Here is a 13944-nt window from a genome sequence, read left to right as displayed (position 1 = left end):
ATGTTTATTTTTCACAATTAAAAATATATAAACATTTTTGCATTAATTCATATCGTTTTTGCATTGTTATTATTTATCAATAGATATATATTGATTATCTATATCTATTGATACCGATTCATCGTTTTTACTTTCAAAAAGCAATTTATGTTTTATTTTATTTTTAGCTAAATATTAACCAATTATACTCACATAAACTCACTACATTTAAAATAACATTCAAAAAATAACAAATCCCTTTGCTAAATTTATTTTCTTTCATGTGCTTTATTTGATGTTAATCTCATCTTTATATGCTTTCATGGAATGTTCTGCTTATAACTTCTAATTGTTGTTCTTTTGACAGTCTGCTGAAGTTAACAGCATATCCTGAAACTCTAATTGTTAATGTTGGATACTTATCTGGATTTTCCATAGCATCAATTAATGTTTGTCTATTAAGAACATTAACATTTAAATGATGAGCTCCTTGTACAAAATATCCATCTAAAATTGAAACTAAATTATCAATCTTTTGTTTTTCATCTTTTCCAAGTGCATCTGGAACTATTGAGAATGTATTAGAAACACCATCCTGACATATTCCGTTATATGGTATCTTAGCCACTGAATTAAGAGATGCTAATGCTCCATTCTTATCTCTTCCATGCATTGGATTAGCTCCTGGTGCTAACGGTTCACCTTTCTTTCTACCATCTGGAGTTGTCCCTGTTTTTTTACCATACATAACATTAGATGTAATAGTAAGTGCTGATAATGTGTGTTTAGCATCTCTATATAATGGATGCTTCTTAAGTTCATTAGAGAATTTAGTAACTAACTCTACTCCTAAATCATCTGCTCTATCATCATCATTTCCGTACTTAGGGAATTCACCCTCTACTTCAAAATCTACAGCTATGCCCTCTTCATTTCTAATTGGTTTAACTTTAGCATACTTAATTGCTGATAATGAATCTATAGCAACTGAAAGTCCAGCAATACCAAACGCCATCAATCTTTCTACTGCTGTATCATGTAATGCCATTTGACTCGCTTCATAAGCATATTTATCATGCATACAGTGAATGATATTCATTGTATCTACATATATTTTAGCAACATATTCTAATACCTTATTGTAGTTTGATTTAACTTTATTAAAATCAAGGATTTCTTCATCTGTAAGTTTTTCAATTCCTGGAACTACTTTAATACCTTTTAATTCATCTACTCCACCATTTATAGCATATAAAAGTGATTTTGCAACATTAGCTCTAGCTCCAAAAAATTGCATTTGTTTACCGACTTTCATAGCAGATACACAGCAAGCTATAGCATAATCATCTCCATAAATTGGTCTCATGACTTCATCGCTTTCATATTGAATAGCATCTGTCTTTATTGAAATTTCTGCACAATATTTCTTGAAGTTTTCTGGTAATCTATCTGACCATAAAACTGTAAGGTTTGGTTCTGCACTTGTTCCTAAATTTATTAAAGTATGAAGATATCTATATGAGTTCTTTGTTACAAGTGGTTTACCATTGATGCCCATTCCTCCGATTGATTCAGTTACCCAAGTTGGATCTCCACCAAATAATTCATTATACTCTGGAGTTCTTAGATGTCTAACTAATCTTAATTTTATTATAAGTTGGTCAACTAATTCTTGAGCTTCTTTTTCAGTTATTAATCCAGCTTCTAGATCTCTTTCAATATATATGTCTAGGAAAGTAGATGTTCTTCCAAATGATGTTGCAGCTCCATTATTTTCTTTAATACCCGCTAAATATCCAAAGTATAAAGCTTGTACAGCTTCTTTTGCGTTGCCTGCTGGTTTTGAAATATCTATACCATATCTAGATGCCATTGATTTTACGGCTCCTAATGCTCTTATTTGTTCACTAACTTCTTCTCTTTTTCTTACTAATTCATCAAGCATATCACCATGTAAACTATCAAGATCTTTTTTCTTTTCTTCTATTAAATAATCAATACCATAAAGAGCAACTCTTCTATAGTCACCTATTATTCTTCCTCTACCATATGCATCTGGTAATCCTGTTAAAAGTCCTGCACTTCTTGCAGCTCTTATTTCCTTTGTATATGCATCAAATACCCCTTCATTATGAGTCTTTCTATATTGTGAAAAATGTTTTTCAATATCTCCATCCAATTTATATCCATATTCCTCTAACGAACTCTTAACCATTCTCATTCCACCAAATGGATTTACAATTCTTTTAAGTGGAGCATCGGTTTGAAGACCAACTATTACTTCATTATCTTTATCTATGTATCCTGCTTCATAATTATCAATTCCTGATACTCTATCAGTTGCTACATCAATAATTCCTTTTCTAACTTCCTCAACAATTAGTGCATATGCTTTTTCCCATACTCTATCCGTTTTTTCTGTTGTAGACTCCAAGAAACTAGAATCCCCTTCATATAATTTATAATTCTTTTGTATGAAGTTTCTTACATCAACTCCTTCTTTCCAAGTTCCATCACTAAATCCTTCCCATTGCTTAAACATCGTATTTCCTCCTTAAAATTCTTTTTGAATTTATTTTCTTAATTGTACCTAATATATAAAAAAAGCCGACTGTCTGGGCTTTTCTGCCCAGACGGTCGGCTTTTAATAGTCATACTTCATGTGGTAACTCCACTTCCGTCAGTCATATGACTAATTTCTTATAATTATAATAATACCAAAACAATTAACTTGTCAATAAAATAATATTATAACAAATATACAAATTTTAATTTTCTTAAATATAACTTTCTATTATATATGATAAATTTCGGATTATATTTATATTAACTAAAACTTTGGTATATAATATTGATATTAATCTTATAATTTTTATTTTATTATTGACTTTGTTTACTTTTTTATCTAACTAACACAAAATTGACATAAATTAATGGTATAATTACCTAAAATATTTTACTACACATCCAAAGGAGAACTAAAATGAACAAAAAATCTAAAAAATTTATATTTTCTTTTTTAGCATTACTATTAGTTTTATTTATAATATATAGTGTGCTTTCTCATTATAATTTCTTCCAAAACAACCTAACTATTATTAACGATAAAATTTATTCTAGATCGTTACCTACAAACACTTTCAAGAGTACATATACATCCAAAATTAATTTTAATGATATGCCTGTAACAAACGTTAATGACATAACTTTAAATATTTTAGATAAAAAAAATATAAAAAATGTACCTATGTTGCTCAAAGCTCAAAGATATTATATCCCAGTTAGCTTTATATGTAATAAACTTAATTATCAAGTGCAAAACTCTGATGATTCTATAATTTTAAAAAATACAGAACATGAAATTTCTCTAACTGAGACTTCATATACTAAAGATGATAATACTAATTCTTTACGTGGTAATTTATTAAAGAAAGATAATGAATACTTTATATCAATTTCTGATATAGAGCAACTTTTCGATCTTATTGCCGTTTTTGATTTTGATAATAAAACTATAAGTTTACTACCTAATAACATACAAACACCTGAAGAATCATCTGTTGCATATACACAAAAAATAGCTATGATTAGATTTGAAGACTTCACCTGTGGAGACTCTAATTTTGTGGACAAGAATCAAACAAGAGTAAAGTGCATGGTTAATTTACTTTATTCGCAAGGCATAAAATTCCATGTAGCTTGGATTCCTAGATTTAAAGCTCCTACAGATAATATTGATAATGACATGTTATCAAATGATAACATAACAAATGTTGCCTTTATAGACTTGTTAGATTATATGGTAAATAAAGGTGGTGAAATAGGACTTCATGGCTATACTCATCAATCTGGTAATGATAGAAGTGCCGTAGGTGAAGAACTATCTAAAGATGTTAATAATACAGAAGAAGAAACTAGATCTGTAATTGAAAATGGTATCGACACTGCAAGTGCTTTAAATATTCCTATAACATTCTACGAAAGTCCACACTACAGAGATACTGAACTTCAGAAAACTATAATAAGTCAATATTTCCAATTTGTTTTCGAACCATTTGATAATAATAAAAGAAATATTTATAAAACAAAGACTAATAATTTATTTGTACCAACACCATTAGGCTTCATACAAGATCCTAATGATAACTGTATAGTTGATGGCCTTAATACAAATAATCCTGACGTATTGCATAGCTTTTTCTATCATCCATCTATTGAAGTTAGTTTCATAAACTTCAATACAGACAACAACACTTTAAATGTTCAATATGATGAAAATTCTCCATTACAAAAAATGGTTAAAGCTATTAAAGATAATGGATATACTACAGTTCATATTGATGAACTTATAAAAAAATAAAGTACTATTCCTTCAATCATAGGTATTGCTAAACATTAAAGTTTAGCGATATCTTACCGAAATTAGCCACATATTTGTTCCATAGGACTAAGAAAATTTCGCTGGGAATATCTAAATGTTAGATTGTACCCACTTCAATTTGCTCCAAATATAAAATTTGGACAAATTAAAGTGTGACAACCTAACATTAAGATATTCCAACAGCTTATTTTCAATGCCTATTTCACAAACATGTGGCTAATTTCTTTGTTTGTATATTCATCCATAAAAATTCATAGTATTAATAATTAATTCTTAATATATTGAAAGCTTATAACCCAATTCATTAATCAAAGTAGATTGTTATTTTATTATAATAAATTAGACCTATGTGGTAACCACCGAAAGAAATGGTATTAAGTATATTTCAAAGTATAAATCTAATTAGTAATTTACTTATCTATATGTCTATTATATTTCTTTTCATTGCAATAACTTTAAGTATTTCGTATATAGATATCAAATATAAATTTATATCATGTATTAAATATATATAAGCCAAAATGAAGCCTCTGCATTTTGTTTGTATAACTAGAGATTAGGCACATTCAGAACAAAGAAATGTTACACATATATGTTTCGCAGGCATTGGAAAATGAATTGTTGGAGTTACTAAATGAGAGGTTGTTCACTTATTGATTGTCTAAAGCTTGCCTTTGGAGCAATCTGTAAGTGATGCAACCTCTCATTTAGTAACTCCCAATGAAATTTTCCTAGTCCTGCGAAACATATATGTGTAACATTTCGGTTGGTATCACGAAACTTTACTATTTCGCAATACCTGTAATTTGTGACACTTTTAATTATTTAGCTCCATATTGTTTATAGTAATCATCAATTCTGCTTTTTATTTCATCGTTAATAAGTACAGTTCCGTTAATTTCTTTATTATATAAGTACTCTATAACTTCAGCCATAGTTACTATAGCACAAGTCTTGAATCCAAATTTTTCTCTTATTTCAACTAATGCTGATTGTTCTCCTTGTCCTCTTTCCATTCTATCAACTGATATTATAAGACCCTTAACATCAACATTTCCTTGGCTCTTTAATATTGGCATTGTTTCATAGATTGAAGTTCCTGCTGTTGTAACATCTTCTACAATTAATACTTTATCTCCATCTTTTAACTTGCTTCCTAAAAGTATTCCTTTATCTCCGTGGTCTTTTACTTCTTTTCTATTTGAGCAGTATTTAACATCAATATCAAATTCACTTGAAAGAGCTATTGCAGTTGTAACTCCTAATGGAATTCCTTTATATGCAGGTCCAAATAATACATCATAGTCATCTCCAAAATGCTCTTTGATAGCTTCTGCATAGAATTTTCCAAGTCTGCTTAGTTGACTTCCTGTTTGATAATTTCCTGTATTTACAAAGAAAGGTGTCTTTCTTCCACTCTTAGTTACAAAATCACCAAATGTTAATACTCCACACTCTATCATAAAATCAATAAATTCTTTTTTATAAGCTTTCATCTTTAACTCCTCCGTTACGTTTAAATATGTATTTTCTTCTACACACATAAAATATTAGATATGCCTTATATTATTCCTACAATTTCATTTATGTCTTTAATTCCTTGTTCCTTAAGGAATTGTTCCATTTCTTCAATTATATCTTTCCCTGCCATCGGATTTACAAAGTTTATAGTTCCTATTTGTATTGCACTAGCCCCTGCCATCATAAACTCAATAGCATCTTTACCGCTAGATATTCCACCTAGTCCTATTACTGGTATTTCAACTGCTTGTGCTACTTCATAAACCATTCTAAGTGCAATTGGTTTTACTGCTGGACCTGAGAGACCTGCTGTAACATTATTAAACACTGGCTTTCTTTTATATACATCTATGGCCATACCTTTTAGTGTATTTATAAGTGAAATCGAATCTGCTCCTGCTTTTTCGCACTTCACAGCCATATCTACTATATCTTCTGCATTGGGTGATAACTTAACCATTAGTGGTTTCTTAGCTATACCTTTAATTTTCTTTACAACATCATATGCTACATCTGATTTTATTCCAAACGCCATACCACCATGTTTTACATTAGGACAAGATATGTTAAGTTCAATCATATCTACATCTGTATCATTAATCTTACTTACAGCTTCCTCATAATCTTCTAAACATCCTCCACCAATATTAGCTATAACATTAGTGCCTAACTTTCTCATATGTGGAAGTTCATTTTTTATAAACGAATCTATTCCTGGATTTTGTAAGCCTACTGAATTCATCATTCCAGAAGCAGTTTCAACTACTCTTATTCCTTCATTGCCTTCTTTTGGATTTATTGTAAGTCCCTTTGAAGATATGCCTCCAAGAATCCCTACATCATAAAAATTATTAAATTCTTCACCAAAACCAAAGGTCCCTGATGCAGCTATTACAGGATTTTTAAACTCAACTCCATTAATATTTACTTTTAACATTTCAATTCCTCCTTTGGTTTTATAATTCTACATAATATCCATCAAAAACAGGACCATCTTTACAAGTTCTCTTATGCCCATCTTTTGTCTTACACGTACACACTAAGCAAGCTCCTACTCCACAGGCCATATGTTTTTCCATAGATACATATACACTAACATTTTTTTCTTTACACATCTCTACTACTTTTTTCATCATGATTTCTGGACCACAACATAAAATAGTATCATATTCTTCCACATTTAAAATATCCGTAACAAAACCTTTATGTCCATGTTTACCTGTGTTAGTAGAAACCTTGGCTTCATTCACATATTCCTTAAGTTCATCAATCAAATATACATCATCTCTAAACCCTGCATATAAATCAATTTTTTGTTCTTCATTCTTATTTCTTAATCTTTTTGAAAGTTCAAGCATAGGTGCAGTTCCTATCCCTCCGCATACCAATGCAACACGTCCATAATCTTTTTCTAAATCAAACCCATTCCCAAGAGGTCCTGTAAGACTTATTTCATCATGCTCTCTAAGCTTTGCAAATTCTTTAGTTCCTTCACCAACAACCGCATATAGAAATGTTAACTTATTTTCTGTCTTATCACATATACTTATTGGTCTTGGAAGAAATGTTGCTCCATTAAGTTTTAACATATAAAATTGTCCTGCTTTTATTTTGCTCTCATCTTCCACAATTAATTTATATATATCCTTACAAATTTCATCATTTGATATTACCTTCGCATTTCTATAAGTTATAGCCATACTTTACCTCCTATTATTGTATACTCTAAAATTAAATCGCGCATTTTAATTTATACAAACTCTAAATTGTATTAAAATTTTTCTTTAACTACTATAAAATTATGCTTCCTTTACGGCTTTTCTTATAGCATCTCTCATCTTTATAGCTTCTTCTCTAGCACATAATGCAAATTCTTCAGGCTTATTAGCTTTTTTATATGCAAGTAATATCCCTCTTGAAGAATTAACAACTCCACCATTTCCATTATTTAAATACAATGCTACATCCTCTGCAGTTCCACCCTGTGCACCATAGCCTGGAATTAGAAAGAACATATTATTGTAGTTTGCTCTTATTTTTTTACCTTCTTCAACATGAGTACATCCAATAACTCCACCTATTGCAGTATACCCACATTCTCCTACGCAATTTTTAGCCATTTCTGTTATTTTATCTGCTACTATTTCAAAAACTTTTTTATTTTCAGTTGTATCTAAATATTCAATATCCTCTGCTCCAGGATTAGATGTTCTTACTAAGCTGAAAACACCTTTATTTCCTTTTTCCAAATAAGGTAAGTAAGGCTCTATACTATCCATTCCCATGTATGGGCTTAATGTTATAAAATCCGCTTCAAAATCTCCCTCAAAATGAGCTTTTGCATACATCTTTGCAGTAGCCGCTATATCTCCTCTTTTGATATCTGCTATTATTATTTCATCCTTTTCTCTTAAGTAGTCTAGTGTATTTTTATATGCAACTAACCCTTCAATTCCTAACGCTTCATAATATGCAATTTGAACTTTAAAACATGCTGCTACATCATAAGTTGAATCTATAATTTGTTTGTTAAATTCAAATATCGCTTCACCTGGTGTTCTGCCGTTTTTAATGTGCTCTGGCACATAATCTAAGGCGGTATCTAGTCCTACACAAACAACACCTCTTTTTTCAACTCTATCATATAATTTATCAATTATGTAACTTGTCATTTTAAAGTCCTCCTAATTTTTTCAAATCTATTTGTATAAAAGTTTATATTTTTACACTTATATTATTTTTTATATTTGATTGAACCACCTTTTATTGTAGCTACTACCTCACCAAAGAATTCCATTCCTTCAAAAGGTGTATTTTTGCCCTTTGACGCGAATTCTTCTTTATTTATTTTTATTTTTTTATCTAAATCTACTATAACTAAATCTCCATCTACACCAATGCTAACTTTTCCTTTATTCATTCCTAAAAGTTGAGCTGGATTATAAGACATTAATTCACTTAGTTTATTTAATGAGATATTATTTTCTTTAACTAATTTTGTATAACAAATTGGAAATGCTGTTTCTAATCCGACCATTCCTGGAGAACCCTTTTTCTTTTCTTCTTCAGTATGAGGCGCATGATCTGTTCCTATAGTATCAACCATTCCTAATTTTATAGCTTCTATAATAGATTCAACATCTTCTTTTTCTCTAATTGGTGGATTAACTCTATAATCATTTATATCTCTTGTAAGCGCAATATGATGCGGTGTAACTTCTAAAGTTACATTTGCTCCGCTCATTTTTCCATCAATAATATGCTTAATACTTTCTTTAGTACTTACATGGCACATATGAAGTCTAGCGCCACTCAGTTTAGCTAACTCAACATCTCTCAAAGTCATCATATTCTCAGCTATTCTCATATCTACCTTTGAAAACTCTGGACTTTCAGCATGAGACATTATTACCCAATTATTTTCCTTTGCAATTTTCATAGCTTCAAGCATTATATTAGAATTAGAAACTCCAACACCATCATCCGAAATAGCTTTTATTTCTTTATCATTCTGTAATTCTTGTAAATGACTTAAAGTAACTCCATCAAAATTCTTTGTAACTGATAAACATTGATGTATATCTATCAAATTAAGTTCTTTTGATCTATTTCTTACATAATCTAATGTCTCTTTAGAAGAGCATATAGGTTTAGTATTTGCCATTAAGCAGACCCCAGTATATCCGCCTCTTAATGCAGCCTTAGAACCACTTTCTATATCCTCTTTCCATGTAAGACCTGGATCTCTAAAATGTGCATGAGTATCAATAAATGCAGGCATTAAAGTTTTTCCTTTACAATCTAAGACCTCGACATTATCTTTCTTAATTTCCTTGGATATTTCTTCTATCAAACCTTTTTTAATATATATATATCCAGTAAAATCTTGAGTTGCATCTATAATCCTTGCATTTTTAATCAAAAGATCCATTTTTAACACTCCTTGCTTTAATACTCATTTTGAATATGTTTAAAGTTTTGTTATTTCGTCGCAATATTCACATCTATACCTTCCAGTTTCTTTATCTACTAAAACAAATGAATGTGGCACATAAGTCTCTACACTTGTTATGCATCTTGGATTCTTACACTTTATAATGTTTTGTACTCTAGATGGTAATGTAGGACTAACCTTTTTAACTATATTCTCATCCTTCACTTCGTCTATAGTTATTGTAGGAGAAAGTAATCCTAGTACTGTGTAATCTATATCTCCGCAATTTTCTATTTTAATTATATCTTTCTTTCCAAGCTTCTTACTATCCGCATTTATTATTAATGCCACACTATAACCTTGCTTATCTAATTTCAAATAATTAAATATTTTAATTCCTTTTCCGGCTTCAATATGATCAATTACTATCCCATTTTTAATACTTGTTATCTCTAACATCTACATTACCCCCAATAGTTTAATAATTAATGCCATTCTTACGTACATGCCATATTCAGCCTGCTTGAAATATGCAGCTCTCAAATCACCATCTACTTCTTTAGCAATTTCATTTATCCTTGGTAATGGATGCATTACTATCATATCTTCTTTAGCCATCTTCATTTTTTGATTATCTAGTATGTAACTATCTCTAAGTCTTAGATATTCTTCTTCATTAAAGAATCTTTCTTTTTGAATTCTCGTCATATATAATATATCAAGATTTCCAATTACATCATCTAATCTTTCTACTTCTACATATTCAATATTATTTTTTTCTAAAACTTCTTCTCTTATGTATTGAGGAATTGATAATTCTTTAGGTGAAATTAGTACAAATTTATTATCTTTGTATCTTGACATTGCTTTAATTAATGAATGTACAGTTCTTCCAAACTTTAAGTCCCCACATATTCCTATTGTGTGACCACTTAATCCATTTTTTAAACTTTCAATTGTTAATAAATCCGCTAATGTTTGAGTTGGATGTTGATGTCCACCATCTCCTGCATTGATTATTGGAACATTTGAATAAAGACTTGCTACTTTGGCGGCTCCTTCTTTTGGATGTCTCATAGCTATAATATCTGAATATATAGATACGATCCTTATAGTATCATCCAATGTTTCTCCTTTAGATACTGAACTGGATCCTGGTTCTGAAAAACCTAAAATTTTACCTCCAAGTCTCATCATTGCTGCTTCAAAACTTAATCTAGTTCTTGTGCTTGGTTCGTAAAATAAAGTTGCTAAAATTTTGCCATCACATATGTGTGCAAATTCTTTTGGACATGAAATAATCTGATGTGCTAACTTAAAGATTTCACCCAATTCTCCTACTGTGAAATCCATTGGTTCTATCAAGTGTTTAATATTTTTTGACATTTATCTTCACTCCTTCTTAACCTCTCCGTGTTAATTTAAAGGTAAAAATTATTTTAGGCATATGAACTAAATCAAATGTATTGATTAGTTATTTTTTTAATATACCTTATAAAAAAGCCTTCCTTATATAAAGGAAGGCATAATAATCCTAAATGTGTTTTATTACATAACTTCCTTATCGATCTCTCTGGACCAAATTAAAGGCTTTTCTTTTTGTAAGGATAACATTTTATTAAGTCTGTGTCAATAAAAATAATAAGTAACCCATAAAACATTATGTGTTACTTATTATGTACATATGTTAAATAACAAATACGTTTGCTAACAGATCTCATTTGCTAATCATTAACATATAGTTATTTAGAAATTATTAATTATATCATCCCACATCATTTTTCCGCACTTAGCAAGTGTTACTGTTCCATAAACACTATTGGGAACACCCATTGAAAGAACAGTAAATGTATATGCTCCCTTTTTAGTACGAATTAATGCAGTATCATTTTCAACATTAGATTTATCTCCAGTTTTACTCGATATTTCATATTTCATATCATCTGGTATATAAAGTGCTAATTTATTTTTCATTTGCTGCCTTTGTAATATGTCAATAAGCATTGTACTATTTTCTCTATTCAAAAAACTCGCATTATATAAATGTTTCCATATCTTTGATAAATCCAATGCAGTTGTTATATTCTCAGTTCTATTATCTTCTTCACTTTCATCAGATGTCTTTCTATTTAATTTAGTATTTTTTAATCCTTGAGCTGCTATATCTTGATTAATTCTATCTTTTCCAACTATGCTTATAAACTTATTAGCTGCTGTGTTATCACTTTGTATAAGCATTGCGACTAATAATTCAAATAAAGTATACTCTCTATTATTAAATTCATGAAGTATTCCTGTTCCATAAACTTTATCATTATCTTCAATTTTAATTTTATCTAAAAATGAAGCTTTCCCATCTTCCACATATTTTATTACAGATACTGCTATTGGAAGTTTAATACAGCCTGCACCTGTCATTTGCACATTTTCATTATATCCATAACTATAATTGCCTTGCAAATCTTCAAAAAATAATGAATATGTTCCTATTCTAGATTCTAAATACTGTTTAATTTCCTTCATAATCCCCACCACTTTCTAAAATACTGTTACTGCATCTTAAGGCATATTTAAAAATAGAAAGTCATAATTCCAACTAGCTTGACCCTTTATTTTTTCCTATGCCTAAATATATTATTAGTGCTAATTATAAAATTAAAATTAATACTTTATTTTATTAATCAGCAAATGATATCCCTATTTTTTTTGCTATAGTTACTAATTCACCATTTGGATCTACTTTTTTATTATTTCCAATTACATTTTCTAAACTATCATAAGTAATTTTATTACCTTTCAAGCAAATCATGCTTCCAAAATTCCTATTATTAATAAGTTCTACAGCTGCAACACCATATCTTGTTGATAATATTCTATCAAATGTACATGTAATTCCACCTCTTTGAAGATGCCCAAGCACTGTACACCTAACTTCTCTTCCATTAACCATTTTCTCTAAATCTTCTGCCAGTTTATTTCCTATGCCGCCAAGTCTTATTGGATCAGGACTATCAGCTACAATTTTAGCAACCATAACGTCTCCATTTTTCGATTTTGCACCTTCCGCTACAACTATTATTGTAAACAGCTTTCCTTCCTTTTTTCTTTCCTCTATCTTTTCTATGATTTTATTAATATCATATGGGATTTCAGGTAATAAAATAACATCTGCTGAGCCAGCTATTCCTGATTCTAGTGCTATAAATCCGGCATTTCTTCCCATAACCTCAAGAATCATAATCCTATGATGTGATTCTGCAGTTGTGTGTAATCTATCCAAGGCTTCCGTTGCTATATCTATTGCCGTATTGAATCCAAATGTTATATCTGTAGAACCTAAATCATTATCTATGGTTTTCGGAACACCTATAACCTTAACTCCTTTTCTTGAAAAATCTCTAGCTGATGTTAGTGTTCCATCTCCTCCTATTACAACTAAAACATCGACGTTCTCTTTTTTTAGATTTTCAATTGCTACATCTGATACATCTTTTTTTATTATCTTTCCATTTTCCTCAACTTGATAATCAAACAAATTATCTTTATTCGAACTATAAAGAATTGTTCCGCCTCTTGATATGAGGCCTGATACAGACGATAAATTCAAAGGAACAAAATCATTATTATATAATCCCTTATAACCAAATTTATATCCAATAACTTCATACCCATAATTTAATATTGCTGATTTTGTTACAGCCCTTATAACAGCATTTAATCCTGGACAATCCCCCCCTCCAGTAAGTAATGCTATTTTTTTTATATCGTCAGCCATTTTAACTCCTCCTATACCATAATTTTTTTCACAAATCTTACTACAAATAAATTTTCATTATTTTCTGACCATTTGTTAAAAAATTTTTTCAATCTTTTGTTGTATAAAAAAGAGTACAAATACACTAGTATACGATTACTTTCATTTACTTAATAATACCACAAACTCTAATTTCTGAAAAGAATCAATTTACAATTATTCATTTTTTAAGAAATAATGTAATCTTTCTTACATAATTTAAATTAACAATATTTTTAATGTTATTATTAAAGTATCTTTTTTAAAGTGTATCTTTAAATTTATTTTTTATTTATGAAATTTATTTATATTATGATGCATATAAATAAGACTTTT

11 protein-coding genes and 1 riboswitch are annotated in these 13944 nt (G+C 29.6%); of the genes, 1 reads left to right on the top strand and 10 read right to left on the bottom strand.

From position 1 onward, the window contains the following. Window positions 1-289: 289 nt before the first annotated feature. Entirely contained in the window at window positions 290-2521 is a 2232-nt protein-coding gene (gene pflB / locus CLSA_RS06110) for a formate C-acetyltransferase (protein WP_022744538.1), read from the bottom strand. Window positions 2522-2599: 78 nt separating this feature from the next. Next, window positions 2600-2677, bottom strand: a riboswitch (ZMP/ZTP riboswitch). A 285-nt stretch (window positions 2678-2962) separates the two neighbouring features. Here pflB and CLSA_RS06105 point away from each other — a divergent pair. Further along, a complete protein-coding gene (locus CLSA_RS06105; protein ID WP_022744537.1) occupies window positions 2963-4339 on the top strand; it encodes a DUF2334 domain-containing protein in 1377 nt (458 codons plus the stop codon). Between the two features lie 842 nt (window positions 4340-5181). Here the strand turns inward: CLSA_RS06105 and pyrE are convergent. From pyrE to CLSA_RS06060, 9 genes are all read right to left on the bottom strand, one after another. Then, window positions 5182-5856: an orotate phosphoribosyltransferase gene (gene pyrE / locus CLSA_RS06100; protein WP_041716129.1), complete on the bottom strand. Its 675-nt coding sequence runs from the start codon at window positions 5854-5856 to the stop codon at window positions 5182-5184. 65 nt (window positions 5857-5921) lie between these two features. Further along, window positions 5922-6818: a dihydroorotate dehydrogenase gene (locus tag CLSA_RS06095; RefSeq protein WP_022744535.1), complete on the bottom strand. Its 897-nt coding sequence runs from the start codon at window positions 6816-6818 to the stop codon at window positions 5922-5924. Between the two features lie 19 nt (window positions 6819-6837). Beyond that, on the bottom strand, window positions 6838-7581 hold the full coding sequence (locus tag CLSA_RS06090) for a dihydroorotate dehydrogenase electron transfer subunit (protein WP_022744534.1): 744 nt from the start codon (window positions 7579-7581) through the stop codon (window positions 6838-6840). 99 nt (window positions 7582-7680) lie between these two features. Next, window positions 7681-8553, bottom strand: coding sequence for an orotidine-5'-phosphate decarboxylase (gene pyrF, locus CLSA_RS06085; protein ID WP_022744533.1), 873 nt, complete (start codon window positions 8551-8553; stop codon window positions 7681-7683). 62 nt (window positions 8554-8615) lie between these two features. Further along, window positions 8616-9812 (bottom strand): dihydroorotase, encoded by a 1197-nt coding sequence (locus CLSA_RS06080; RefSeq protein WP_022744532.1) that lies wholly within the window; start codon window positions 9810-9812, stop codon window positions 8616-8618. 39 nt (window positions 9813-9851) lie between these two features. After that, a complete protein-coding gene (locus CLSA_RS06075; protein WP_022744531.1) occupies window positions 9852-10274 on the bottom strand; it encodes an aspartate carbamoyltransferase regulatory subunit in 423 nt (140 codons plus the stop codon). Continuing rightward, the gene (gene pyrB / locus CLSA_RS06070) at window positions 10275-11201 is read right to left on the bottom strand and encodes an aspartate carbamoyltransferase (protein WP_022744530.1); all 927 of its coding nucleotides are present in this window, start codon (window positions 11199-11201) and stop codon (window positions 10275-10277) included. It lies immediately after the preceding gene. Between the two features lie 360 nt (window positions 11202-11561). After that, entirely contained in the window at window positions 11562-12338 is a 777-nt protein-coding gene (locus tag CLSA_RS06065) for a serine hydrolase (protein ID WP_022744529.1), read from the bottom strand. 154 nt (window positions 12339-12492) lie between these two features. Beyond that, window positions 12493-13590, bottom strand: coding sequence for a 6-phosphofructokinase (locus CLSA_RS06060; protein WP_022744528.1), 1098 nt, complete (start codon window positions 13588-13590; stop codon window positions 12493-12495). Window positions 13591-13944 lie beyond the last annotated feature (354 nt).

The organism is Clostridium saccharobutylicum DSM 13864 (genome assembly GCF_000473995.1).
Taxonomy (GTDB): Bacteria; Bacillota; Clostridia; order Clostridiales; family Clostridiaceae; genus Clostridium; species Clostridium saccharobutylicum.
The sequence above is the reverse complement of the archived record's forward strand: the minus strand, read 5'-3'. Positions and strand labels throughout refer to the sequence as shown.